This is a genomic window from Treponema parvum (genome assembly GCF_017893945.1).
In the GTDB taxonomy this organism is placed as follows: Bacteria; Spirochaetota; Spirochaetia; order Treponematales; family Treponemataceae; genus Treponema_D; species Treponema_D parvum_A.
The window spans coordinates 2,435,160-2,460,089 of record NZ_CP054257.1; the positions used below are offsets into that span (position 1 = coordinate 2,435,160).

Genomic DNA, 24,930 nt, shown 5'->3' on the forward strand with positions numbered 1-24,930 from the left:
CGGACGCTACGCAAAAGTAAACGGCGTTTCCTGATAGACATAGTAGTTAAGCCAGTTACTGTAAAATAAATGCGCCGTGCTCCGCCATGTGGAACGGGGCGGATTTGACGCGTCGTTTCCCGGAAAATAGTTTTTAGGTAAATCTATCGGAAGCCCTTTGTTTTTATCCCTCCAATACTCATCGGCCAGGGTATGCGCATCGTATTCCAAATGTCCGGTTATAAAAATTCTTCTGTTATCGTTCGACTTTATGATCGAAACTCCGGATTCTTCGGATTCAGCGAGAACCGTCAAATCGGGTACGGCACAAATATCTTCAGTTTTAACGCAGGTGTGTCGTGATTGCGGTATAAGGAATATATCGTCAAATCCGCGTAAAAGCGGATCCGACCACGTCATGCGCGTGTTTTTAAATACACCGAATAATTTGCTTTTTAAAAGATGTTTTTGAATTCCGTACAAATGGTAAAGAGCCGCCTGAGCCCCCCAGCATATATACAGCGTACAAAAGACTTTTTGCCTTGCATAATCCATGATCTTACACAGATCTTCCCAGTAATCGACTTGTTCAAAAGGCAGTTGTTCAACTGGCGCTCCCGTGATGATCATTCCGTCAAAAGATTTGTTAAAAAGTTCTTTAGAGCCTATATAAAATTTTTCAAGATGTTCTTCGCCCGTGTTTTTTGAAACATGATTTTCCATGCGGACAAGTGAAATTTCCACTTGAAGCGGAGTATTGCCGAGAAGCCTTAAAATCTGAGTTTCCGTAGAAATTTTCGTAGGCATCAAATTGAGAATCGCTATCTTAAGAGGACGTATGTCCTGAGTCGTCGCACGTTGCTCTGTCATCACGAATATGTTTTCGCGTCCGAGAATCTCACATGCAGGCAGTCCCGACTGTATTTTTATAGGCATAAGACGGAGTATAGCATCCGGGGATCATTTTTGCTATACTTGAATTATGTTTTTTTCAGATAACAGAAAAGCTGCCGTCAAAAAATTAAGAAATCTTGTGCTTAATTCCAAGACCGAAATTTCCGTATTCAGAAAAAAACTTGAAGCTGCGTTTCAAAACCCGATCCTTCCGAACCGAGTTACTCTTTCCGAACATGTTTACGGGAATATAAAATGCGACGTTCTCATACCTGAAATTTATTCTTCAAGGCGCATAGTTCTTTACATACACGGAGGGTGTTTTGCCGGAGGTTCATGCGCTTCCTGGAGAAATTTCTGTGCGAGTATAGCAAATACGGCTTCGAGCCGCGTCGTCGTGCCCGAATACCGACTAGCTCCGGCGCACGCCTTCCCTGCGGCTATGGAAGATATTCAATTATGTTTTAGAAGTCTGTACACCGAAGAACAGATATCGCTCTCGTTGGATGCGGCTGCGGGTGAAAAAGCGGAACCTGAAATAATAGTTGCCGCCGACGGTTCCGGAGCGACCCTCGCGCTGGCCGTTCTGTTCACTTTAAAGGAACGTTACAAAAAATCCGTAAAACAGGCGATCCTGTTCTCTCCGTGGCTTAACCTTTCTCCTTCGTCCCAAGTCTTTCAGGAAAAAAGATCGTGCGATGAAGTTATTACAGCCGATTGTTTAAGAAAAAGCGGAGAATTTTATACCTATGAATCAAATTTGCAAAATCCGCTCGTTTCACCCGTGTATGTTGAAGAAGAAATGCTAAAAGGCTTCCCCGACGTTTTTATTCAGATGGGCGAAAAAGAAATTCTCTTGCCGGATGCAATGAAATTTAAAAATAAGCTTGAAGAAAACGGTGTAAACTGTACGCTCGACGTGTGGAAAGACATGATGTTTATGTTTCAGATGGCGGACGAATACCTGCCTTCTCCTCATCTCGCGCTCGAAAAGATCGGAAAACTCATAACCGCGCGCAAATCGTGTCCCGAAGATTTTTTTGCCGATTATTCAAAATCCGCCGCAAAGAACCGCGGCGACGCAGCTTCAAAAGCCGGCCGGGATTTGACTGAGTAAGCGCAAAAAAATATTGAGGTCTAAGGTAATATATGGAACTCTTGTCGCCCGCGGGGAACGTTAAAAAACTTTATTACGCGTATGCTTACGGAGCTGACGCGGCCTATATAGGCTTAAAAAAATTTTCTCTTCGCGTAAAGGCGGATAATTTTTACGAAGACGAATACAAGAGCGTTATAGAATTAAAAAAACAATTTCCCGGTAAAAAACTTCACTGCGCCTTGAACATAAGCTTTCATGACAGCGACATAGAACAGTTTATGAAGGACATGGATTATTTTCGTCTGTATCCCATAGACGCTTTTATAATACAAGACATAGGAATTCTTCCCATCCTGCAAAAGCATTTTCCTGAGGCAAAACTTCACTTGAGCACACAGGCAAGCTGTGTAAACGGCAGCGCGGTCAAAATGTATAAAAATATGGGATTCAGCCGCATAGTCTTGGGGCGGGAAGCGTCTCTCGACGATATCCGAAAAATAAAAGATTTTGTTCCGGACATGGAACTTGAAGCCTTTTGCCATGGAGCAATGTGCATCGCCTATTCGGGGCGCTGCCTTATGAGCGCTTATCTTACCGGAAGATCCGCGCAGGCGGGTTTTTGCTCGCACACGTGCCGCTGGAATTTCGACGTAATGACGGCAAAAAAAGCCGATCAAGATAAACAGGCTTCCGGCAAAAAAAATCTTTCCGCAGAGCAAGCCAAACTTATCGCCGAATCAGGAACGCTCTTATTGCGCGAGCACGAACGTCCGGACGAATATTTTCCTGTTTTTGAAGGCGACGGTTTTACGGCGGTATTGTCAAGCAAGGATCTTTGCATGATTGAACATTTGGACGACATGAAAAAGTCCGGCTTGGATTCCATAAAAATCGAAGGCCGGATGAAAAGCATTTACTACGTCGCGCTCGTTACGCGCGCTTACCGCAAAGCTCTGGACGCTCTTGAAGGAAAAATTTCAAAGGTTCAGGCGGCGCCTTTTATTGCGGAACTTGAAAATGTGAGCCACAGAGAATCTACAACCGGATTTTTTTACGACCGCACAGAAGCCGACAAAACCGCCTACGGCGCAAGCGACAGTCCCTACGAATTGGGCGCGATCGTCGAAGAAAAACTTGCGGACGATTTTGAAAGAGAGTTTTTTAAAATATCCGGGACAGCTGCTAAAGAAGTAAAAACAAAAAAGACGTCTTGCGGCGAAAAAGACATAACCTCCGGGCAAAAAAGCATGAAAAAAAAGAGCGGATGGAAATTTTACAGGCTGGAGGCGCTGAACAAATTCGATCCGAGTATGAACCTTGAAGTTATAACGCCTGAAACCGTAAGCCTTATACTGAAATCGGGTTCGTGGAAAATTGCGGATCCTGAAACGGGTCTTGAACGGACATGGGTCTGCAATGGGCATAAATGTGTTTTATACGCTCCGGACGACATTCCGACCGGAGCCCTCATACGCATAAAAGATTCAGGCTACGTCTCAGGAAAAATCCGCGTAACTTAAAAGTTTGAGTAAAGCAAAATTCAAAATCCGTCCGGCGGCGCGGCTATTTGCGTTCCGCCTTGTTTTTTGTGTCGTCCGCTTTTGCAGCGTCCTCTTCGTCCCATAAAACGTCGATAGTCCGCTTTTCCACGTTCCTTATGCGCTGGAAGGTAAGGCAATCCGCCCTGTGTATTATTATTCCGCGGCCGTTTGAAACATAACCTACTATAGGCTCGGGATACTCGGGATTGCAGCACTTTGCGATATTCACAAGAAAATTTGTAGTCGTTCCTATTCTGACCTTGCCTGTGCTGCGCTTTACTGTGACTCCTTCACCCGCCGCCTTGTGCCGCGCTCTCTGTTTTTTTACAGGTTGTAAGGGCGCAGCTTCAGCCGAAGGCTTTGCATGAAGCAAGGGATCCGTAAAATTTACGGCGTGCTGGGTAAGCCATGCGCGTATTTTGCTTCTTGCCTTAGAAGTTTTTACATAGGCCAGCTGATTTTCCGTAGGATGCGCCTGCGGATTCGTTAGAATTTCAATGATCTGCGTGTTTTTAAGCGGCGTTGAAAGTGGAATTATCTTTCCGTCGGCTTTTGCGCCCACTATCTTTTCGCCTATAGCGGAATGAACGTGATAGGCAAAATCGATCGCAGTGGATTCCGCCGGAAGCTGCACAACTTCTCCCTTAGGGGTAAACACAAAGATCGAATCTCCCAAAAGCTCGTTCTTTATTGCGGCAAAAAAAGCTTCGTCCGTGAGATGGATGTTTTTTAATTCCTTTAACTGATTTACGATCGTAAGATTGTCCGCAGCCACAGAATCGCGGCTCATTCCTTTTTTATAAAGCCAATGACTGGCAACTCCGTGTTCGGCAATCGAATGCATCTTTTCCGTGCGGATCTGTATTTCAAGCGGTTTTCCTTCGCACATTACGGTAGTGTGCAAAGACTGATAACCGTTGGACTTAGGCATGGCGATGTAGTCTTTAAAGCGTCCGTCCAAAGGCTTCCACAGCCCGTGAACTATTCCTACGAGGGTATAACATTCCGGTTCGGTACGGCATATTATCCTGAGCGCAAGCAGATCGAAAAGTTCCCCTGTCTCCTTATTGCGTTTACGCATCTTTTGATAGATCGAATAGAAATGCTTTGCACGACTCGTTATGGTGACGTCGATACCGAGCTTTACTGCGGACTTTTGGATCGCCTGAACCGCTCTTTCAAGGTACTGCGCCCTTTCGTCTTTTTTCTGAGAAACTATAGCCTTAATCTGCCTGAAGACATCTGGATTCAGGTATTTGAGGGCAAGATCTTCCATTTCGTTTTTTACGGTAGACATACCGAACCTGTCGGCGAGAGGCGCCCATATGTCCAGAACTTCCTGCGCCACAGCTCTTTGTTCCTCAGGCGGAACGCTCGCCAAATCCCTCATGCGGTCAAGGCGGTCTGCAAGCTTTACGAGGATTATGCGCACGTCGTCGGCCATGGCAAAAAGCATCTTTCTGGTAGAATCGGCCTGCTGCAGAGTCTTGTTGCTGATATTGATGTTTGTGATTCTGGTTGTGCCGGCTACAATGGAAGCGGCGCTTTTGCCGAAATTGTGCTCCACATCGCCTATCGTAATTTCAGAACCTTCGGATAATACCGGCAGCGTATGAAAAAAACCTGCAATAATGCTGTCACAATCCATTTCGTTTTCCGCCAGGATATTTGCAACTCTAATAGAATGAACGTAATACGGACTGCCGCCGCTCTGAACGCCGGCGGTTTTTTCTACAAGATAATTCCACGCTTTTTCAATGCGCATTTTATCATCGCCTTTATAATCCGGAAAACGGTTAAAAAAAGAATTTATGAGATCTTCGGGAGTTTCCTTGCTCTCGGACGGTTCATTCATTATATTATCCATACGTAAAACATAACAAAAATCCTCCGGACGGACAATGCAGGAGTCATAACAATAAATTATCAAAAAATAACAGAGTTTTTTTGCTTTAAAAGCCTTACAATATATATATTTGTGACAGTTTATCGTAACTGCCAATTACGGAATTGTTTTAAGATAAAGGAATTCAAACTGTGCGCAAAAAGCGCACGAATTGCACTCAGTCGAAAATTGAAATTTTCTCCCTCGTGCAATTTTAAGGATGTTTTATGAGGTTAAAGAACTTCGCAGCTACAGTGTTTATCGCTTTTTTTCTTTTCCCGCTCGCGGCGCAAAACCGGAATTTATCAGTGGAAGAAGCCGTAAAGCTGGCTTTGGAACAAAACGCTTCGATCGGACAGAGCAAGATCAGCCTTTCAAGCGCAAAGCGCGAAAAAGCGCATTCATGGAACAGCGTAAGCCCATCTTTAACGCTTGGAGGAACTTATTCCAGCCCTAACGAAAAGGACTCTTACGATTGGAGGCTCTCGGGCACGGCGGGAATATCGCTTTTGTTTTCTCCGTCGCTGTTTACGTCGATCAAAACGGCCAAGCTCAATTATGAAAAAGAACTTATCTCCTACGAGCAAATGTGCCGCAGCATTGAACTATCCGTGCGCACTTCATTTTATTCGCTTTTATACGATCAGGAATATATTTCTTTACAAAAACGCCGCCTTGAAACGGCCAAACGGCAGTACGATCAGAACAGCGTAAAATACAACAACGGAAGAATTCCGGAAATCGACGTTTTATCGGCCAGAGTAAAATACGAAAAGCTGAAACCTCAGGTAGAAGAAGCGGATATTACCTTTTTGAACAACGTCGACACATTTAAAAAGCTTTTAAACATAGACGCAGACACGGATCTCACATTGTCCGGATCTTTGGACGACATTATGAACCTTGTCGAAAAAGACATAGCTTCCGGCAGAGTGGAAGACTGGGTAAACGCTTCCGTTTCCGTGCGTTCGCTTGAAAAACAGTTGGAAGCGGCTGAGGCCGCCCTCACGGCGTCCCGTGCAGCGGTGTTCGGTCCTTCGATAAATGCCGGATGGAATTATCAGCCTTCGCTCACGGATAAGTCCGAAGGAAAAACGACGGACGGCGGCTCCCTTTCTTTGAGCGTCTCGATTCCCTTGGACGGACTGCTTCCGTGGTCGTCCAAAGCCGATACCGTAGCAAGCGCAAAGGACAATATCGCCGCATTAAAAATAAAGCTTGACGAAGCCAAGCGCTCCGCAAGCGTTTCCATAAACAACTACGTGCGGCAAATCAAGCAGACGCAATCGTCCATAAAATCTTTACAGATAAACGAAGAACTTGCGGAAAGAACTTATGAGATGACCCTTGACGCCTATAATAGAGGGACAAAGGATTATCTTACCTTACAGGACGCTTCCGATTCCCTGTTCGAAGCAAGACTTTCCGTAAAATCAAAACTTTACACACTTATTTCAACCATACTTAATTTGGAAAGCGTATCGGGATCACCGTTCGGAACGCTTGCCGAATAAAGAGTTTCGGAGGGAAACATGATATTTTCAAAACGCCCCTTTATAATCTCCCTAATCGTGATTTTAATAACCGTTGCCGCCGCATTATTTTTTAACACGGGCGGTAAAAACGCCTCGCAAGGCGCAAGGGGAAAAGGCGGCAAGGATTCTGCCCAAATAGAGATTGCCGTAAGAACGAAGGCTGCAGAGATAAGAACGCTTCACGACTACGTTTTAACGAACGGCGAAATTGAAGCGCTGAATTCCGTCGCCGTCTATCCCGACATCGGAGGAAAAATTTTAAGCGTGAACGTGCTTTTGGGCGACAACGTAAAGCGCGGAGATGTAATAGCACGGATAGACCCGTCCGAGCCGGGCGCCCGCTATGCTTTAAGCCCCGTCGTAGCTCCGATTTCAGGGAGCATTATTTCCACGCCGCTTAAACCCGGAACAACTGTGACGACGGGAAGCACCGTAGCGATTATAGGCGACATAAAAAACCTTCAGGTTACCGCCAAAATACCGGAAAGGTATACGGCCGTTTTAAAAACGGGACTCAAGGCAAACATTGTTTTGCAAGCCTATCCGGATATTGTGTTTACGGCGACAGTGACGCGCGTTTCTCCCGTAGTGGACGCCGCATCCAGAACCAAAGAGATAATATTGAAATTCGACGAAGACGACACGCGCATAAACGCCGGAATGTTTGCAAATGTGACCTTATACACACTCGATTACAGCGGCAGCATCGTAGTAACGAATAACGCAATAGTGACTAAGGGCGATAAAAAATATGTGTTTGTCGCGTCCGACGACACAGATACGAAAGAAACTTTTGCAAAACAGACAGAAGTCACGCTCGGCGAAGCCGTCGACGGCTTTACGCAGATTTTGTCGGGAGTCGCCGAAGGCGAAAGAATCGTGATAGAAGGCGTGCAGTCGCTCTCGGACGGCGTAAGAATTCGCGATGTTTCAGTTTCCGCAGGACAAAAGGATATGCCGGAAAATTCAAACAAGGCGGATTCCATAAATCAATCCGACAAGGAAAAACCGAAAAACAACGCTGACGCTGGCAGTAGCAATAACGGGGGAGATAGATGAGCATTTCAAAAAAAACGCTTGAACACCCTGTGCTTACGCTCATAATATTTGTTTTGCTCGGCGTAATGGGCCTTTTTACGCTTAAAAACGTGGCCATAAGCCTTTTTCCTGACGTGGATTTTCCCATGATATGGATATCGACGAGCTACAAAAACGCCGGCCCTGAATCGGTTGAAAAATCCGTCACAAAGGTTCTTGAAAGTTCCCTCGTGAGCGTAAACGGCCTTAAAAATATCACCTCCAGTTCTTCGGAAAGTTCAAGTTCCATTTCGCTTGAATTTGAATACGGAACGGATCTTGATGTGGCGACAAACGATATCCGCGACAAGATAGACAGAGTGAAGGGCAGCCTTCCCGGCGATGCGGGAACTCCCGCGATATTTAAAATCGACAGCAATTCAATGCCGATAATGCGCATTGCCGTGCGCGGAAACCGTTCAAACGACGATCTGAAAGAAATCGCAGAGAATTCGATAGTGGACGTGCTCGAACAGACTAACGGCGTCGCGGAAGCGAGCGTTTCAGGCGGTCGAGAAAAAATAGTGCGCGTAGAGCTTTCTCAGAACCGGCTTGCAGCTTATAAGCTCAATATCAGTTCCGTCATAAGCGCGATCTCCAAACAAAACCTCGAACTGGGCGGCGGAAAGATAAACGAAGGCACAAAGGATTTTATCGTACGCACGACGGGCGAATACTCCAGCATAGACGACATAAATAATGCCGTGATAACAACCGTAAACGGGTACGACGTAAAACTGAGCGATTTGGGAACGGCTTTTGAAGGTTACCAAGACAGGTCTTCCGAAGTTTATATAAACGGTGAAGAAGGCGTTTATGTTTCGGTCACAAAGCAGTCGGGAACAAATTCAGTCACCGTTGCCAACGCCGTCTACGAAAAATTGGATCAGTTAAAAAAAACCCTTCCCTCGGACATTTCGCTCGATATTATCATGGACGATACGACTTCCATCCGCGACACAATAAGCACACTTTTGACTTCTTTGCAGCAGGGGCTCGTCCTTGCCGTTTTTATTCTGTTCGTCTTCTTGTGTAATTTTAAAAGCACTATAATAATCGCAGTTTCGATTCCGCTTTCAATGATCATAACCCTGCTTGCAATGCATTTTGCGGGGCTCTCCCTTAACATGATGACAATGACAGGTCTCATACTGGGACTCGGAATGGTAGTAGACGCTTCCATTGTTATGATCGAAAACATTTACGGGTACAGACAACGCGGTACAAAGCCCGTCATAGCCGCAGTTCTGGGCTCTCAAGAAATGATCGTGTCCGTAGTTTCAGGAAACCTTACAACTATCTGCGTATTTCTTCCGTTTTTGCTGTTTATTTCGGAACTGCAAATGATGGGACAGATGTTCAAAGGAATAATTTTTACCGTCGTCATAGCCCTGGTTTCAAGTCTCTTCGTGGCTATCTTTCTTGTTCCCGTTCTTGCAGGAAAATTTCTTCCCCTTTCAAACCGAACCGAAAGTCCTGTACGGAACTCTGTTTTAAAAAGGTTTTATTCATTTTCGGCGCTGTGTATGGACAATCTTACCGCCGCTTATAAAAAAGCTCTTACTTCTGCTCTCAATCACAGGCCCACCGTCATTATTTGCTCTATTTGCGCATTGTTCCTTTCGATCACAGCATTACGCACGATGCACATAAACATGATGCCCCACGGCAACGACGATTCGGTTACGCTTAACATAACAATGCCCATTGGCACAAATCTCAAAGAAACAACTCTCGTCGTACAGCAATGGGAAGAAATTGTAAAAAGGGAAGTAAAAGGCTATAAAAATCTCATCACAAGCATCGGAACGGGAGGCAGACGATCTTCCAGCGGCACAACTTATAAGGGCTCCATATCTATCCGGCTTCCCGAAACAAAAGAACAGATCGACACGGCGCCGGTTATACAGCAAAAACTCCGGCAGTTTTTTAACGACTTTCCCGATGCGCAATTCAGTTTCAGCGCTGGAATGGCGCGGCAGATGGCGGGCGACGATCTTGACATCGCCATTCGTTCCGACGACCTAAATACCGCTTTACAGGTAGCCGATCAAATAAAAGAAGTTATGGACGGCATAGAAGACATAGGGGAAGCGAGCATAGACACGGAAAAAGGCCTTCCGCAAGTAGAAATAGTTATCGATCGCCCCAGAGCCTATTCCTTCGGCGTGGACGTTACAAGCGTCGCCAATGAAATTTATTACGCCATAGACGGTTACAAAGCGACAACTTACCGCAAAAACGGAAACGAATATGAAGTTGAGATCATGCTCCGGCCTGACGACAGAGCGAAAATAACGGATTTGGAATCAATCTATGTAAAAGGTAAGAACGGGCTTGTAAGCGTTGCAAATTTTGCCAGTATAAAGCGCGGCTTGGGGCCCGTAAGCATAAACCGCGAAGACCAGTCAAGAATCGTCCATGTTACGGCGGACATAGTGAGCGCTGCAAACGCAAATGTCGTCGAACAGATGATCAAAGACAAGGTATCACAGACATTCGTAGTTCCAGATAACGTAACTATAAACTATGAAGGTTCGTGGCAGGACATACAAAAGCAAGGCTCCGTTTACGGTCTTATTATCCTGCTTGCGATAATACTCGTTTTCGGCGTTATGGCCGGAACGTACGAGTCTTTTAAAGCGCCTATCATAAATCTTACGACAATACCGTTTCTCATAATAGGAGTTGTATTCATATACAAGCTCACGGGACAGGCTCTTTCAATAATGTCGATGATCGGTGTTATAATGCTCGTAGGCATAGTGGTAAACAACGGAATCATCCTTGTCGATTACACGAACCTGCTGATAGATAGAGGATTAAAAATGAAGGACGCATGCATCCAAGCGGGATCGAGCCGACTTCGCCCGATACTTATGACAACGCTTACCACAATTTTAGGTATGCTTCCCATGTGCTTTGCAACGGAAGGTATGGCTGCGGTAGTTCAGCCCATAGGGCTTGCCGTCGTAGGAGGCCTCGCGTCGAGTACCTTTGTCACCCTGTTTTTTATACCCGTCTTATATTCATTGATAATGAACAGCGGCAAAATAAAACACGGTAAGATTCAAGTGCTTTTGAGCGGAGAGACCGACAGTAAAAAAGGAGAAAGATAAAAAGTATGCACCGTGCCGAAATCATAGCAAATCAATCAGTGCAGGACGATATTCTTGAAGCCCTTGAAGAAAACGTTCCTGAAATTCTTTATACCGTAGTTCCGTCGGTTCAAGGACGCGGCGGAGAAAACCGCAAACTCGGAACGACGACTTGGCCTGAAACAAATTTTCTTGTAATCTCATATATTGAAGACGATAAGGTTCCTGCGGTAAAGGCCGTAATAAAGGCCGTAAAAGAAAAATTCAAGAACGAAGGAATAAAATTGTTTTTTACAAAGGCGGAATCATAAAATAATATGCAACTTAAGCGCGCAAGCGGAATTTTACTGCACCCCACCTCCCTTCCCGGAAGTCCCGGAATAGGAACAATAGGAAAAAACGCCTTTGATTTTATCGATTGGCTCTCCGAAGCAAACCAAACCTTGTGGCAAATTCTTCCGTCAGGGCCTACGGGCTACGGCGATTCTCCGTACGCATCGTTTTCAACCTTTGCGGGAAACCCTCTTTTGATCGATCTTGACATCTTAGTAAAAGAAGGCGTTTTGGATAAAGATCAGGCGTCGCCGCCGGAATATATACGCACAAACGGAAACGTAGACTTCGGCTCGGTCGTATATTGGAAAAAACCGCTTTTAAAGACGGCCGCAGTTCAATTTTTAACCCGCGCCGATCTGAAAACAAAAAGAAACTATGAACTGTTTAAAGCTGAAAACACTTTTTGGCTTGACACTTACGCGGTCTTTATGAGCATAAAAGAAATTTATGACGCAAAGGCGCAAAAGGAAGGCGTCGCAAATTCCATGTGGAACGCATACTGGCCAGAGGAATTGAAAAAGTGCAATGCAGATGCAGTCGAAAAATGGCAAAAAGATTACGAAACCGACTGCGAAATTCAAAAAGCGATACAATATTTTTATTTTTCACAATGGAATGCGCTTAAAAAATATGCCAACGGCAAAGGAATTTCAATAATCGGAGACATACCTATCTTTGTAGCGTCGGACTCGGCCGACGTTTGGGCTAACCAAAAGTTATTCCGCCTGACGGCTGAAAGCCTTCCGGAATTTGTCGCAGGCGTTCCCCCTGATTATTTTAGCGCAGACGGCCAGCTTTGGGGCAACCCGCTTTACAACTGGGACGAAATGAAAAAAGACGGCTATTCATGGTGGATAAACAGGATAAGGACGGTGTTAAAACAAACCGATTACGTGCGTATAGACCACTTCCGAGGTTTTGACGAATATTGGAGCGTCCCTTACGGACAAAAAACGGCCGTACACGGTAAATGGGAAAAAGGCCCTTCATATGATTTTTTTAACGCCATAAAAAGCGAGCTCGGCGACATTCAAATAATAGCCGAAGATTTGGGAATTATTACCGACAGCGTACGAAAACTCAGAGATCATTTTTGTTTACCGGGAATGAAGATCCTTGAATTTGCCTTCGATAAAAATGAAGCGGCTAAAGGCGCCATGACCAACGCTTTTTTGCCTCACACATACGATAAAAACAGCGTCGTATATACGGGAACTCACGACAACGACACAGTGCAGGGCTGGCTTGAAAAATTGCCGCTTGAGGACAAACGCTTGATAGCGGCGTATCTGGGCTTTTCGGAAGGCGAAGCCCAAAAAAAATGTTCGGACGGAGCCCTGTGCCGCGAACTCGTGCGTACAGCTCTTGCCTCCGTTGCAAATTGGGCTATAATTCCCCTGCAGGACATTTACGGGCTGGGTTCCGAAGCCAGGATGAACATGCCTTCTACGGCCGGAGGAACAAACTGGCAGTGGCGCATGAGCGAAGATCTTTTGGACAAGGATAAAGCTCTTTGGTTAAAAAAATGCAGCATGCTTTATGCAAGAAACGTATTGTGAGCTTTACAAAACGCCCTTGGTAGAAAGCACTCCGTTTATCCTTTCATCGTATTGAACCGCCATTTCAAGCGCTTTAGCAAAAGCTTTAAAACTTGCTTCCGCGATATGATGATTGTTATTTCCCGAAATGCAGCGCAAATGCAAATTCATCATTGCCGAATACGAAACGGCGTAAAAAAATTCGCGGATCAGTTCCGTGTCCATGTCGCCGATTTTAGGAACGGTATACTCCTCTTCAAAAACCAAAAAAGGCCTGCCGCAAAGGTCTACGGCGCATAGGACTAAGGCTTCGTCCATCGGAAGAATAAAATGACCGTACCGGTGAATTCCGCTCTTATCGCCTAGAGCTTTTTTTACGGCTTCACCGAGCACGATTCCGCAGTCTTCTATTGTATGATGGGAATCCACACGAAGATCGCCCTTGCAGAGCAAATCGACGTCAAAAAAACCGTGCCGCGCAAAACCGTCCACCATGTGGTCAAAAAAACCTATTCCCGTATCGCTTTTGCATTTACCGCTTCCGTCAATATTTAAAGTAAGTGAAATATCCGTTTCTTTAGTCAGCCTGTGAATTTGAGCCGTACGTTTTTCCATATTAACTTCCAAAGATATCTATTATAAAAGCCTAAAAGACCTTACCCGCAATTTTATTAATTTGCCGTATTACGATCTCAACAATAAAAATATAAATTATAAAAAATCTACTGTCAACGCGCGCTCACATTAGACGCGCAGAACCGGTGTAAACGGGACAATGATAACGCTGCGGTAAAAGTTTCAGTTTATTCAATATCGTACACTTCGCCGTATTTTACGATTGTAACATCTTTATAACCCGCCTCGGAAAGATGCTCTATGAAACTTTTTTGAGCGTCCGCTTCGCCGTGCACAATAAAAATCTGCTTTAAACGGCTTTTGTCGATCGAATTGAGCCAATTTATCATTTCCGAATAATCCGCATGAGCGCTGAATGCGTTTATCTGCTCGACTTTCGCCCTTACCTGGTGCCAGTCGTTGAGAATTTTAACTTCTTTTTCTCCGTCACGAATCCTTCGCCCCAAAGTATTCTCGGCCATGTAGCCTACGATCAAAACGGTATTGTCGGGATTGCTTATATTGTTTGCCAAATGATGGAGAATGCGCCCCGCTTCACACATGCCGTCCGCGCTTATTATTATCATGGGGCCGCTCTTGTCGTTAAGCGACTTGGATTCTTCTACGCTCGTTATATACGATATGACTCCGAAGCCGAACGGGTTTTTGTGGTGCTTTAAAAACGCTTCTTGCGTTTCATTGTCATAACATTCAGGATGGAGCCCGAATATTCCCGTCGCGCTCACGGCCATAGGAGAATCCACATAGATCGGAATTTGAGGAATTTTCTTTTGATCCACCAATAGGTGAAGATAGTAAACCAGTTCCTGGGCGCGTTCTATCGCAAACGAAGGAATTATTATCTTGCCTTTACGGACGACGGCTCCGTTTACAATTTTTTCAAGTTCCTGCATCGCAAAATTTTTGTCTTCGTGCAAACGGTTTCCGTATGTGCTTTCAAGGAAAATATAATCCGGAGCGGGAACGTCTTTTTCGGGATTTCTGATTATAGCTTTGTCGGGGCGGCCTAAATCCCCCGTATATAAAATGCGTATTTCGTTGCTGCCGCTCTTGGACAAAGCCGCGGGAGCGTTAAGCCCCCCGTGCCTGCCCTTTATCGTAACATAGGCATAGGCGGAACCTAAAATATGCCCGGCGTCAAAAAATTCAAGCTGAACGTCCGGCGAGATATACATTTTGCGCCTATAAGAAAGAGTTATGATCTGATCCGCGGCTTTCGTACAGTCGGCCTCATTAAACAAAGGGCTCCAATTGAATTTTTCACCTTTTTTTGCCGCCCTCTTTGCCAAATATTCCGCGTCGCGGGCCTGAATGCGAGCGCTGTCCATCATGATAAGATTTGCAAGATCGCGCGTTGCCGGGGTTGCGTAAATATTGCCTTCAAAACCGTGTTTTACAAGAATCGGCAAGAGCCCGCAATGGTCGTAATGCGCATGCGTCAGGATCACGGCCTCAAGTTTATCCGTAGGAAAAGAAAAACTCCTGTTTTTTTCATCCGAAATGGCTCTTTTGCCCTGAAAGGCGCCGCAATCGATCATGTACGAGCGTCCGTTCATTTCAATAATATGTTTTGAGCCCGTAACCTCTTGGGCGGCGCCCAGCGAATACAAAGATATTCCCATGTTCCCTCCTGAACTGTCAATTACAGTCTAAACTTGCAAAGGACTTACAACAAGAGCCGATTTGCAGATTTTACTCATTTCCTGTATAATTTTACGATGTATACGAGGTAATTTTGTATTCACGACAGATCACGCAAGCGCCGAAAAAACTTATCCGCAACGGGAAACCTCTTTTTGGAACCTATTCGGGACTTACCGAAAAGCTTGACATAAAAGGAGTAAAATTTCCTTTCGGCATAATTCCGCTGCCTACGTTCATAACAAATTTTGCAATACGGAGCCAGCTCTTTGTCGCTTTTAATACCGAAAATTATATAGGACAGATCGCATTTTTTGACGCAAAGCTGTTCGGTTATTGCGAGGTCGTATTCTGGGATACACAGACAAACGCAAAATCCGTGTACAGCGCTTTTATAGGGCCGAGAAAACGTCTTATTCCCAAAAATCTTAAAAAAGGAATCTGCATTTGTTTTAAAAAATCGCATTATATAAAAGTAGGATGGAACCGGGCGCACAAAAGAATTTCCATGTTTTTCAGCCTTGCCGGAAATCCTTCCCGCCCGAACGCGGGAGCGCTGCTCACCGCAAACACCGACGATTCTACGGACATTATTTCCGTAATGCCGGCTCCTACGCTCAGAAGATGTTCGGCGACATGGTTAAACACTTTTTCCGTCCATGGAAATTTCTTCGTAAACAAGGACAGCAAGGCAAAGCCCTCAAACAACTGTTCCGGCTATGCAATCATCTCCATAAACCGCTGTTATTATAAACTGCACGTAAAATACAATAACGTAACGGGGCTCGGCAATTACGATAACAGGCGCTTGTCGTTCAGATTGACAACAAGTTCCTTTGACGCCAGAAACACAAACAACTGCAATTCCAATTTTTTGTTTTTAGACAAAGAAGTTACTCCTTTGCCTCAGGTATTTATCACGCATCCTTTCGGAATGGATAAAAGATGGATCATTCAAGACACGGAAAATATGATAGATCTCACTTTTACACCCGTTTCTGAAAATCTTCGCAAAATGAACACTGTGGTGTTCAGAACGGTTTATCACACTATATACGGTTTTTTTGAAGGAACGCTTTTAACAAAAGACGGCGAAAAACTTTTTCTTAAGAGTTTTCCGGGTATCGTTCAGGCAACTATGCTTCGTCTATAGGGAGAAATTTTTATGGCTGATGAAAAAAAATACCTTGAACCCGGGACTCTCGAAAATACCCGCAAAAACATAGGAACAATAAACAAAGAAGAAGCCGCGCAAATGATAAAGGTTTTAGGCGGTGAGATTTTGGAAGAAAAGCCTGTGACGTCTCCCCTGCAATTCACATCTACGGCTTCCCGCAGCGCAAAACCTCCCAAACCCCGCCCGCCGCGGCCGGAAGCGGTGCGAACGCCGGCGGAAGCCGCCATGCTTTCTACAATGTCCGTAAACCGCGCCTCAAAAAGCGCTCCAGTTTCAAATAAAAAAACTTCCGGCATGCCCAATATTTCTCCCCAGGACTGGCTTGCAGTGGATAAAGTGATGATGTCGCCCGAATACAAAATAAAAACGGATTACGGCATATTCAACTTTATACGCCTTCTGCAAAAAGACGGACTTTTACGGATAGACAGGAATTTCGCCAAAAACACGCTCGACCGCCACATAAGTCACATGGAAGCCTTTGTTACGCTCATACGGACAATAATCAACCTTTCTCCGGTATCCTATCAGGCTAGAATAAGATCCGACGACAACCCAAGATTCAGACTCTTGAACAAGGTGGAAAAATGGGACGTTCATACTTTAAGAGCCCTACACAACGATATTAACTTATACCATGTGCAGATTCCGGACATAATGCCGTTTATAAAGGCAATCTACAGCATGCTTGTCCAAATACTTTTTTTAGGCGAACGTCGAGTTACAATGCTCCTAAAAGAAATTTACGAAGATCTTTCGCTTTATCCGGACGTAAAAAAACCTCTTGTCACAGCGACGATGAAAGATACCCATCGCGAATGGCTTTATTTATATTCTCAAATAGTGAAAGGCCTTTATCCTTTGCTCTATTGCATGTGCGGCGGCCCGTTTCAGAATTTCGAGACATTCTTTTCGAACAGGGCGGCAGCAATCCTTAAATTCACCGAAAAATCTCGTTTTGACATCCTCCTGCCGGAAGCCGAAGCTCCGATTCCTCCCGCTTATGAACAAGCGGAACAAAAAAAGGAAGATGTGCCGCCTGCGCCGGAGGAAAAGGAAACCCAAGAAAAAGAGCAAAAAGACAAGGTTCGAAAAAAACTCGTTAAAACAGGGATAAAGCTTTTGGACACTCTTTTTCCGGACGCCGGATTTACAAAACTTGAAACGCATCCCGACATGTATCCGTATTTTCAGCCCCTGTTCGAATTCCCCGACGGATTCAATCTTCTTTCGCCTGAAAATCCGCTTCAAGTGCTGGTGGTTCTCCTTCGCATAATGGAAGACCTGTTTCAGGGATGCCGCAACATACGTTTTGTTTTCGACAGCGACGCGCGCCAAAGAGACGATCAGGATTCCATACTCACGGTTTTAAACGAATGGAACGCTTACAGAGAAGTTTTATTTGATAAAACATATTGTCATACACTAAGAAATTTCGTGACGGAACAGTACACCAAGAGGGATTTTTGTCACACGCAATACGGCAGGGCTATGCAAAACAAACTCTTTTGGTTTATAAAATATCACTTTCTGCCGCTTTATACATTTGACAAACTCGTACTTGAACGTCCTGAGCACAACAATACATACCGCCCCTTACATTCCAGGACGGACTTTATCTGTGATTTTTTTACCGAACTCGCCCATAATGTGGATATAACGGCTAAAACCGAAAACGCGTCCATAACAGGCATTCAAAATCCGTGGGATCATTACAGCTTCGACATTCCTAATACGGTATCCAAAAGACTTGACGTCTTGTTGATGGCCAACCGTACCGGCAAGGGCATGACCGCAACGAACATAAATCTCATCAAATACACGCTTTGCATCTGCGCCGTTTTGGACTGGTGGATAAACGACGGCGACAGCCCTGCTTATCAATGCGATCAGTTTAAATTCTACCGCATTTCGCTTGAAGACGGAGGGCCTCTGTTTACGGTAACGCTAAGAGACGATCAGCAAAAACTGTTTCTTGAAAACTTCAAAAAGCTGACCGCGGAGCAAAACAAAAAAAAGCAGACATAAAATCGGCAAAAAACCGCGGCGCCTTGCAACGGGCGCAAAGCGCGAGGTTTCCCGCACAACGGCAGCGCGCCCGCGGCTCTTATAGCTGAATGCCCGTCTTTATTTTTTCAAGAAATCTGGAAAGCTTTTTCCCTTCAAGCGGGTTGGGTCTGCCTTCAAGAATTTCCTGCAGAGCCTTCATTTCTTCACCGGAAAATCTTACGCCTTTTTCCATGTGATTTTCGAAGGACTGTACTGCAAGCGGCGCGACCTTTCTTGTAAGCTCAAGCAAAACCTTTGCGTATTCCCTTATCTCATATTGAGCATGGGTTTCCAAGCGGAGTCTTAAAAAATGAAACAGATTATGTAAATCCATCTCCCAGTAAAATTCCGTGTACAAAGAAAGGGGCAGGTTTATTCTGGCTATTTCGCGCGCAAGTCCGCCGTCAATAAGGCTCTCGTATTCTTCATAAGAGCGTTTTTGTCCCTCGATAAATTTATTTTGAATTTTTTGAGCTTCTTCGGCCGGAAAAGCTTCTTTAGAACGACCCTGCTTGTTGTCGGGACTCTGCGGAGCGATATTTTCAAGCGCGGGAACGTAAAATTCTTCTTCCATTATGGAATAGCGCCCCGATATTTCATTCATCCTTCCCGTTCTGTGGCGCACCCACTGACGCGCAACAAAGATCGGCATTTTAACGTGGAACGTAAGAACTACTTGTTCAAACGGCGATGTATGCTGATGCCTTAAAAGATAGTCGATCAAAGCAGAATCCGCCGACACCGTTTTAGTGCCGGCGCCGTAAGAAACGCGGGCAGACTGCACGATCCTCTGATCGCCGCCTAAATAATCTACTAAGCGGACAAAGCCCTTATCAAGGACGGGAAATTCCTTATCAAGTATTTTTTCCGCTTCCGGAACTACACAATGTGACATCACCTACTCCATGTTTTCGGCTTTATCGTCGTCTGATACTTCATCCGCTTCCATAACGATGGGCGCATTCTTAAAAGAATACCGGGCAATAAAAACCGCAAGGGCAATAAGAAGGATTCCCAGAATTCTGACTATTAAAACGCCTATTCTGCCCGGAATCGCAAAAAGCAAAACGGAAAGTAAAATCGAAATTATAATTTCAATTACGTACGGACCTGCGGGAATGCCCGCAGCTTTCAGCTTAAATACGGCAAATATTTCCAGAAGAGCCGACAAAATAAGATATACTCCAAGAATGTATAGCATTATTGTCCATACGGTTGCGGCAAGGACAAGCGGCAGCGATACGGCGGCAAAACCTATTACAATCGATAAAAGGCCGCGGATTAAAATATTCTTTTTAAAATAAGGATCGTCGATAAGAGTTCTTACGACTGCGAAATTTATGATTCCGTCGATTACGGCTCCTATGCCTAAAATAATGACGATCGATTTTATAAATTCCTGTGGGGACGTAAGAACCATAACCCCTATTACGGCAGCCAAAAAAGCAATGATAATACCTGATCTTTTCATGTTTTCCATATTTCCATTATATCATAATAATAAAAAGTCATAAATAGGTTTTTAAAGGCATGTTTTTAAAGACATTTTTAAGCCTGGCCTGAATCTTCGCGCCGACGCGCTCTTTGCGGGGATACAGGCAAAAGCGCACGAATTGCACTCAGTCAAAAATTGAAATTTTTTCCTTCGTGCAATTTTAAGGGCAGTTTGATTCATCGGCGGTGCTTAAGCTGAGTCTAATGTGTCAAAAAGACACATTAGACTATGTCAAATAAACACAATTTGTTCCTTGCACGCACAACTCCAATGCAATTTAAGAAAAACCGAGTTCTACGCCTCCTTTTATTCATCTTTTTTCGTATTTTTAGGCTTTTAAGTGAAGTTTTTACCGTTTTTTAGCGAATTCGGCCGCTTATTCTACTCTATGTCCGCATATTTTGCTTGTTTTGCGGCATCAAAAAAGTTGGCATGATATTTGCTAAATAATAAGTGTAAGGCGAAACCCTTTCGGAAACGAAAGAGCGCCGCCGAACATCGGCAAAATAAAGCCGCTGCAAACTTAAATATTATACGGATGTAAAAAGTCCGAACGGAGGATTTTATGAACGAATTATCACTTTTTAACACATTTTTTAACGACGCTTTTGGTGCAAACGGACTTCCCGAATTCAACTTCCACGCAACTCCCGCAGTTCCGAAAGTTGATGTAAAAGAAACCAAAGACAATTATCTTCTTGAGATGGATCTTCCCGGCCGCACCGAAAAAGACGTGAACCTTGAGCTGGATCACAATGTTCTTACGATCTCTTCGCATAAAGAAGACACAAAAGAAGAACATTCCGGCAAAAACGAAAAGGAAACATGGCTTATCCGCGAACGCAGGGTTTCCGATTTCAGCAGGCGGTTTACGCTTCCCGACGATGTAAACGGAGAAAAAGTTGCGGCTACATTTAAAAACGGAGTTCTTCTTGTGACGATCCCGCGCAAGGCTTTGCCTTCTCCCAAACGGATCGCTATAGAAACGAAGTAAAAAGCTGCCGTGCAAAGGCTTTTTAAGGCTTAACAACAGCTTGGGAATTAAAAGGGCTGCCTTTAAAAGTAATGTACTTTTGAGGCGGCTCTTTATTTTTATTGAGCACTGTAGAAATCGTGAATGTCGCAATACGCTAGATTACCGTTTCACGAAATCTTCGATCCGTAATTCCCGTATTTTCTCATATACATCTACTAAAAAAAACATTAAAATACATAATCATGGATGAAGAGCGTTATACCGCCGTTGAAATAAAACTTTCCTATCTCGAAGATCTTGCCGAAAGTCTTCAGAAAGAAATTCTTCGCCAAAGCCGCGCAATGGAAGCTTTAAAAAACGAAAATAAATTGATTTTGGAAAAGCTGCGCAGCATATCGGACAGAATGGAAGAAATTCCCGATAAAAGACCGCCTCATTATTAACCTATCTATGAAATTTAATAAGGATTTTCAAACGAACATATATGAAAAAAATGGAAATTCCTAGAGTGGGAAAAAAGACATTTCGTGAAAATCACGGAAAAAGCGGAAATAGAAGAATTGAAATCCTTTTTGAAGACGAACACATAATCGTAGTGATTAAGCCAGAAGGAATGCTGTCCGTACCGTATGCGGGGAGCAGCAAAAAGACCGTCATAAACACGCTTGAAGATATCATGCACAAAAACGGCGCCTATTCATCAAGGCATAAACCTTACGCAGTACACCGGCTTGACCGCGACACATCGGGCGTAATGATGTTCGCCTTAAACGAAACCGCGCAAAGAAAAATAATGAATAATTGGAATACAATGGTCACGGAACGGCTTTACAGAGCTGTAGCCGAAAATCCCGCAAGAAGACCGCTCCCCGATACAGGGACGATCGACAGTCCTTTATCCTACAACAAATACAATATAGGATTTGTTCCCGCCTCTAAAAACGGACAATCCGGGGCAAAAATCGTTCCCGCAGTCACACGCTATAAAGTGATCGCGCGCGGTAAAACTCATACGCTTTTTGAACTAAGCTTGGAGACAGGAAGAAAAAATCAGATCCGGGCACATCTGGCGTCAAAAGGATATCCGCTGTCGGGCGATAAGGCTTACAGGGCAAAAACAAATCCGTTCGGAAGGCTCATGCTTCACGCGCGGACTCTCCGCTTTTATCACCCCTTTACAAACGAGCTTATGACATTTGAAGCGCCCGAACCTGAAGAATGGATGACCTTTGTAACAAAAAGATCTTAAAGATCATCACGTCCGATCAGTCTCGTTCCGCTTCGTTTTCTTTCGGCTCTAAATGTTTTTCTAAATGTTTTACGGCATTTTCCTGAGCGCGAACTTCTTTTTGCTCTCTGCCGGGCGAAGTAAGACAGCCGGGAGGAATATAAGCGCAGCCGCCTGAAATTCGGCTTATATCCTTGTATCCGCGTAAAATTTTATGTATAAATTTTTTTACGGTATGAAAAATATTATTCATATACCCCTCCGCAAAAATTATGACCTACCTTAAAATTGCGCTGCGAGTAAATGTGCCGTGCAATTCGTGTGCAAAAGCGCGTACCCTCAGATTATTATACTATATTTTTTACCGCGGGATCCGAATAAATAAAAATTACGCCGCACATTTTAAACGGGCAAGATCTTTTCACTTTATCAAAGAACGATCAACGGGCGGCTTAGTTTCAAGCGGTCTGCCGCTGTGTCATATTAATGCGCTCGGCATGCGGCATTTTTTACACTTCTACCCGCACGACGATGCCGCTTCTTCCGTTCTGCATATCGCCGATACGCGCAAGGCGCGCGTTAAACCGGAACGTATTCGGCTTGGCAGTGCGAAGGATCGCAGCTCCTGTTGCGCGGATGTACCCCGTGCGCTGTAAACCGGTGTCGCCTCGGGCTTTAGAGCAAACGTCTTCGGCCGAAACGGAAATCGCATTGGCATCATGGGGATTGTACGGTTCGGCTTGGACGCTTACGCGGAGCGAGGCATAAATCTTTTTCTTTGCATCACGCACTTTTTGCGTGCCGTCTAAAATATCGTCGCCGACTTTTTGGGAAAGAGCGTCGTCCAGAAAATCGGACCCGTCGTTCCAGCCGTAAAAGTTCATCCCCACTATGCCTATCGTAAACGCCGCACTATGATTTTTAAAATACCGTATAAACATCTGCTTGGGCGTTTCGTTTGCAACATCCGGTTTTAAAACGTCTTTTGCAGCGCAATACAATAAAAACCCGGTATCCGTTTTATCCGCCCCTAGAAGCGCATTCGTTTTATAAAGTGCGGAAAAAGCGGCCTCATCGCTGTGCGAACGCCCGTATATCCACGCAAAAAGCGCTTCGGCTGCCACCGGCTTTACGATAAAGAGCGTAAGCTGCGGAAATTTCATAAACAGAGCTGTCCGGCGCGCAAGCAGTTCCGCGGCAAGCAAAGAATCGCCGCCTTCGACCGCAAGTAAAAGCGCTCCGACGTGCGTCAAAAACGCAAACGTATCGGCATCGGCGATTTCAAAATCGTTTTTAAGATACACGCGGATATCCCTGCAGAGCGCTTCGTCCATGTAAGTATACCATGCGCTCGAAAAATACGGACTTCCGTCGAGCGTCTGCATTGCCTCAAGCGTACCTTCCGCTATGTCTTCAAGTTTTCCGCAAAAATCAAGCTGACCGACACGCGTCCGATTAAAACCCCAATAAAAAGAATCCGTCTTTCCCGCAGCCTGAACGATGACATCGGCGCCGCTTGTTTTTTTCATGTCCGTCATATACACCTCCGATATAAATCAAGAAAAGTATATAGCACGGGGTGTGTCAGGCAGTGATACAGATAAAAATTTTATTTTTTTTGCCGCACAAGTCCATGCCGGCAGATCTGCTGCAAAAATAACCGGCGGCGTATCGCCGACTTTTTGGAACAATTTTCGGGTTACCGCGTCCCGTCAATACAGCTCGGCCGTTTTCCGGACTTCCTCTTTTACCGCTTCGATAAGCTCAGCCGGGTTGAGCACGGTAACGGCGCTCCCAAAGCTCATAACCCAATGCAGCGCTTCCTGAAGCTGATTGGTTTCAAACGAAAGATACACGGTGTCGTCGCTGTTGTGCCGCAGCTGCTGCGTCGGGTGCCAGCTGCGTTCCAGAATATACGTGCCGATTTTTTTGTCGAACAAAAGCTCTATTTTCAGCGGCGCGCTGTCGGTATTCCAGACGCCGAATTCGCTGTCGAAATATTTTTTCGGGTTAAAATCTTTCGGACGCTCAAAGCGCTTTTCCGTAGTTTTCGGATTTTTCATTCGGGAAAACGCGAATATTCTGCACTCCTTGTGCTTTAAACAATAGGCAAGCATATACCAGTTCCCTTTTTGGCAGATCACGTGATAGGGCTGCGCCCGGCGAAGACGGAAGGTGTTACCGCCGAGCGATCTGTATTCAAAGGCGAGCGTGCGCTGCATCTTAAGGCTTTCAAAAACCGCATAAAAAACGCCGTTTTCTATCTGCGGCAGCGGATCGCTTATAAAGCTTAAATCGCTCGATAAAAAAAACGAATCGACGGAAACTTCTTCGGGCATCAGGTTTATAATCGTATCGAAGATATTTTTCATGGTCGATTCGAGCGGCGTGTTTCTGTACTGTTCAAGCAGCGGAATAACCGCCGATACGGCAAACAGGTCCCCTTCGGAAAGCATGACGCTTTTTATAAAAAAGGTTGGGTCGGTATAATAATAGCCGCGCTTTTCTTCATCGTATTCAAGGGGCGCGTTGTACCGGTCGCGCAAAAAATCGATGTCGCGCATAATCGTGCTGCGCGAAACTTCAAACTTTTTACGTAAATACGACGTGTTCGGGTATTTCCCACTGCGGATGATTTCGTCGATTTTAAGGATGCGAAAAGTTTTTACTTTTTCTTCGCGGCCTTTTTTCAGCTTTTTTGCCATGGCTTTTAACAGTATAACACCGATTTATAAAAACGCGCTAT

21 protein-coding genes are annotated in these 24,930 nt (G+C 44.8%); 12 read left to right on the forward strand and 9 right to left on the reverse strand.

What is annotated here, in order from left to right; genetic code table 11:
- Nucleotides 1-6: 6 nt before the first annotated feature.
- Nucleotides 7-915: a homoserine O-acetyltransferase MetA gene (gene metA, locus HRI96_RS10815; RefSeq protein ID WP_210117362.1), complete on the reverse strand. Its 909-nt coding sequence runs from the start codon at nt 913-915 to the stop codon at nt 7-9.
- A gap of 46 nt (nt 916-961) precedes the next feature.
- Here metA and HRI96_RS10820 point away from each other — a divergent pair, with 46 nt between their 5' ends.
- Together HRI96_RS10820 and HRI96_RS10825 are read left to right on the forward strand one after the other, a co-directional pair.
- Entirely contained in the window at nt 962-1,990 is a 1,029-nt protein-coding gene (locus HRI96_RS10820) for an alpha/beta hydrolase (RefSeq protein ID WP_210117363.1), read from the forward strand.
- 32 nt (nt 1,991-2,022) lie between these two features.
- Complete coding sequence (locus tag HRI96_RS10825) at nt 2,023-3,492, forward strand: peptidase U32 family protein (protein WP_210117364.1); 1,470 nt, start codon at nt 2,023-2,025, stop codon at nt 3,490-3,492.
- A 43-nt stretch (nt 3,493-3,535) separates the two neighbouring features.
- On the opposite strand, the gene HRI96_RS10830 is transcribed toward HRI96_RS10825, so the two are convergent.
- The gene (locus HRI96_RS10830) at nt 3,536-5,380 is read right to left on the reverse strand and encodes a RelA/SpoT family protein (protein WP_210117365.1); all 1,845 of its coding nucleotides are present in this window, start codon (nt 5,378-5,380) and stop codon (nt 3,536-3,538) included.
- A gap of 245 nt (nt 5,381-5,625) precedes the next feature.
- On the opposite strand from HRI96_RS10830, the gene HRI96_RS10835 reads away from it, so the two are divergent.
- The 5 genes from HRI96_RS10835 to malQ are packed head-to-tail and all read left to right on the forward strand — an operon-like array spanning nt 5,626 to nt 13,003.
- A complete protein-coding gene (locus tag HRI96_RS10835; RefSeq protein ID WP_210117366.1) occupies nt 5,626-6,912 on the forward strand; it encodes a TolC family protein in 1,287 nt (428 codons plus the stop codon).
- Between the two features lie 18 nt (nt 6,913-6,930).
- Entirely contained in the window at nt 6,931-7,992 is a 1,062-nt protein-coding gene (locus tag HRI96_RS10840) for an efflux RND transporter periplasmic adaptor subunit (protein WP_210117367.1), read from the forward strand.
- Nucleotides 7,989-11,129, forward strand: coding sequence for an efflux RND transporter permease subunit (locus HRI96_RS10845; RefSeq protein WP_210117368.1), 3,141 nt, complete (start codon nt 7,989-7,991; stop codon nt 11,127-11,129). Before HRI96_RS10840 ends, HRI96_RS10845 begins: the two co-directional genes overlap by 4 nt.
- A gap of 5 nt (nt 11,130-11,134) precedes the next feature.
- Complete coding sequence (locus HRI96_RS10850; RefSeq protein WP_210117369.1) at nt 11,135-11,419, forward strand: PG0541 family transporter-associated protein; 285 nt, start codon at nt 11,135-11,137, stop codon at nt 11,417-11,419.
- A 6-nt stretch (nt 11,420-11,425) separates the two neighbouring features.
- The gene (gene malQ, locus HRI96_RS10855; protein WP_210117370.1) at nt 11,426-13,003 is read left to right on the forward strand and encodes a 4-alpha-glucanotransferase; all 1,578 of its coding nucleotides are present in this window, start codon (nt 11,426-11,428) and stop codon (nt 13,001-13,003) included.
- 3 nt (nt 13,004-13,006) lie between these two features.
- On the opposite strand, the gene hisB is transcribed toward malQ, so the two are convergent.
- Together hisB and HRI96_RS10865 are read right to left on the reverse strand one after the other, a co-directional pair.
- A complete protein-coding gene (hisB, locus tag HRI96_RS10860) occupies nt 13,007-13,597 on the reverse strand; it encodes an imidazoleglycerol-phosphate dehydratase HisB (RefSeq protein WP_210117371.1) in 591 nt (196 codons plus the stop codon).
- A gap of 188 nt (nt 13,598-13,785) precedes the next feature.
- Nucleotides 13,786-15,240: an MBL fold metallo-hydrolase RNA specificity domain-containing protein gene (locus HRI96_RS10865; RefSeq protein ID WP_210117372.1), complete on the reverse strand. Its 1,455-nt coding sequence runs from the start codon at nt 15,238-15,240 to the stop codon at nt 13,786-13,788.
- Nucleotides 15,241-15,353: 113 nt separating this feature from the next.
- Here HRI96_RS10865 and HRI96_RS10870 point away from each other — a divergent pair, with 113 nt between their 5' ends.
- Nucleotides 15,354-16,412 (forward strand): DUF2804 family protein, encoded by a 1,059-nt coding sequence (locus HRI96_RS10870; protein WP_210117373.1) that lies wholly within the window; start codon nt 15,354-15,356, stop codon nt 16,410-16,412.
- A 12-nt stretch (nt 16,413-16,424) separates the two neighbouring features.
- Nucleotides 16,425-18,464, forward strand: a complete 2,040-nt coding sequence (locus HRI96_RS10875; protein WP_210117374.1) for a hypothetical protein — start codon at nt 16,425-16,427, stop codon at nt 18,462-18,464.
- Between the two features lie 79 nt (nt 18,465-18,543).
- On the opposite strand, the gene thyX is transcribed toward HRI96_RS10875, so the two are convergent.
- The gene (gene thyX, locus HRI96_RS10880; protein ID WP_210117375.1) at nt 18,544-19,380 is read right to left on the reverse strand and encodes an FAD-dependent thymidylate synthase; all 837 of its coding nucleotides are present in this window, start codon (nt 19,378-19,380) and stop codon (nt 18,544-18,546) included.
- Nucleotides 19,381-19,383: 3 nt separating this feature from the next.
- Complete coding sequence (locus tag HRI96_RS10885) at nt 19,384-19,965, reverse strand: DUF308 domain-containing protein (RefSeq protein WP_210117376.1); 582 nt, start codon at nt 19,963-19,965, stop codon at nt 19,384-19,386.
- A 580-nt stretch (nt 19,966-20,545) separates the two neighbouring features.
- Here HRI96_RS10885 and HRI96_RS10890 point away from each other — a divergent pair.
- The 3 genes from HRI96_RS10890 to HRI96_RS10900 all read left to right on the forward strand — a co-directional run bounded on the left by HRI96_RS10890 (nt 20,546) and on the right by HRI96_RS10900 (nt 22,205).
- Nucleotides 20,546-20,974: an Hsp20/alpha crystallin family protein gene (locus HRI96_RS10890; protein WP_210117377.1), complete on the forward strand. Its 429-nt coding sequence runs from the start codon at nt 20,546-20,548 to the stop codon at nt 20,972-20,974.
- Between the two features lie 224 nt (nt 20,975-21,198).
- Nucleotides 21,199-21,399 (forward strand): SlyX family protein, encoded by a 201-nt coding sequence (locus HRI96_RS10895; protein ID WP_210117378.1) that lies wholly within the window; start codon nt 21,199-21,201, stop codon nt 21,397-21,399.
- Nucleotides 21,400-21,440: 41 nt separating this feature from the next.
- On the forward strand, nt 21,441-22,205 hold the full coding sequence (locus HRI96_RS10900) for an RluA family pseudouridine synthase (RefSeq protein ID WP_256729232.1): 765 nt from the start codon (nt 21,441-21,443) through the stop codon (nt 22,203-22,205).
- 16 nt (nt 22,206-22,221) lie between these two features.
- Here the strand turns inward: HRI96_RS10900 and HRI96_RS10905 are convergent, their stop codons facing one another.
- From HRI96_RS10905 to HRI96_RS10915, 3 genes are all read right to left on the reverse strand, one after another.
- Nucleotides 22,222-22,437 (reverse strand): hypothetical protein, encoded by a 216-nt coding sequence (locus HRI96_RS10905; RefSeq protein WP_210117379.1) that lies wholly within the window; start codon nt 22,435-22,437, stop codon nt 22,222-22,224.
- Nucleotides 22,438-22,693: 256 nt separating this feature from the next.
- Nucleotides 22,694-23,722: a hypothetical protein gene (locus HRI96_RS10910; RefSeq protein ID WP_210117380.1), complete on the reverse strand. Its 1,029-nt coding sequence runs from the start codon at nt 23,720-23,722 to the stop codon at nt 22,694-22,696.
- Between the two features lie 174 nt (nt 23,723-23,896).
- The gene (locus tag HRI96_RS10915; protein WP_256729233.1) at nt 23,897-24,889 is read right to left on the reverse strand and encodes a helix-turn-helix transcriptional regulator; all 993 of its coding nucleotides are present in this window, start codon (nt 24,887-24,889) and stop codon (nt 23,897-23,899) included.
- Between the last annotated feature and the right edge of the window lie 41 nt (nt 24,890-24,930).

What these genes read in the sequence shown, in the direction of transcription:
- metA (WP_210117362.1), bottom strand. Translation starts at nt 915, where the DNA reads ATGCCTATAAAAATACAGTCGGGACTGCCTGCATGTGAGATTCTCGGA.
- HRI96_RS10820 (WP_210117363.1), top strand. Translation starts at nt 962, where the DNA reads ATGTTTTTTTCAGATAACAGAAAAGCTGCCGTCAAAAAATTAAGAAAT.
- HRI96_RS10825 (WP_210117364.1), top strand. Translation starts at nt 2,023, where the DNA reads ATGGAACTCTTGTCGCCCGCGGGGAACGTTAAAAAACTTTATTACGCG.
- HRI96_RS10830 (WP_210117365.1), bottom strand. Translation starts at nt 5,380, where the DNA reads ATGGATAATATAATGAATGAACCGTCCGAGAGCAAGGAAACTCCCGAA.
- HRI96_RS10835 (WP_210117366.1), top strand. Translation starts at nt 5,626, where the DNA reads ATGAGGTTAAAGAACTTCGCAGCTACAGTGTTTATCGCTTTTTTTCTT.
- HRI96_RS10840 (WP_210117367.1), top strand. Translation starts at nt 6,931, where the DNA reads ATGATATTTTCAAAACGCCCCTTTATAATCTCCCTAATCGTGATTTTA.
- HRI96_RS10845 (WP_210117368.1), top strand. Translation starts at nt 7,989, where the DNA reads ATGAGCATTTCAAAAAAAACGCTTGAACACCCTGTGCTTACGCTCATA.
- HRI96_RS10850 (WP_210117369.1), top strand. Translation starts at nt 11,135, where the DNA reads ATGCACCGTGCCGAAATCATAGCAAATCAATCAGTGCAGGACGATATT.
- malQ (WP_210117370.1), top strand. Translation starts at nt 11,426, where the DNA reads ATGCAACTTAAGCGCGCAAGCGGAATTTTACTGCACCCCACCTCCCTT.
- hisB (WP_210117371.1), bottom strand. Translation starts at nt 13,597, where the DNA reads ATGGAAAAACGTACGGCTCAAATTCACAGGCTGACTAAAGAAACGGAT.
- HRI96_RS10865 (WP_210117372.1), bottom strand. Translation starts at nt 15,240, where the DNA reads ATGGGAATATCTTTGTATTCGCTGGGCGCCGCCCAAGAGGTTACGGGC.
- HRI96_RS10875 (WP_210117374.1), top strand. Translation starts at nt 16,425, where the DNA reads ATGGCTGATGAAAAAAAATACCTTGAACCCGGGACTCTCGAAAATACC.
- thyX (WP_210117375.1), bottom strand. Translation starts at nt 19,380, where the DNA reads ATGTCACATTGTGTAGTTCCGGAAGCGGAAAAAATACTTGATAAGGAA.
- HRI96_RS10885 (WP_210117376.1), bottom strand. Translation starts at nt 19,965, where the DNA reads ATGGAAAACATGAAAAGATCAGGTATTATCATTGCTTTTTTGGCTGCC.
- HRI96_RS10890 (WP_210117377.1), top strand. Translation starts at nt 20,546, where the DNA reads ATGAACGAATTATCACTTTTTAACACATTTTTTAACGACGCTTTTGGT.
- HRI96_RS10895 (WP_210117378.1), top strand. Translation starts at nt 21,199, where the DNA reads ATGGATGAAGAGCGTTATACCGCCGTTGAAATAAAACTTTCCTATCTC.
- HRI96_RS10900 (WP_256729232.1), top strand. Translation starts at nt 21,441, where the DNA reads ATGAAAAAAATGGAAATTCCTAGAGTGGGAAAAAAGACATTTCGTGAA.
- HRI96_RS10905 (WP_210117379.1), bottom strand. Translation starts at nt 22,437, where the DNA reads ATGAATAATATTTTTCATACCGTAAAAAAATTTATACATAAAATTTTA.
- HRI96_RS10910 (WP_210117380.1), bottom strand. Translation starts at nt 23,722, where the DNA reads ATGACGGACATGAAAAAAACAAGCGGCGCCGATGTCATCGTTCAGGCT.
- HRI96_RS10915 (WP_256729233.1), bottom strand. Translation starts at nt 24,889, where the DNA reads ATGGCAAAAAAGCTGAAAAAAGGCCGCGAAGAAAAAGTAAAAACTTTT.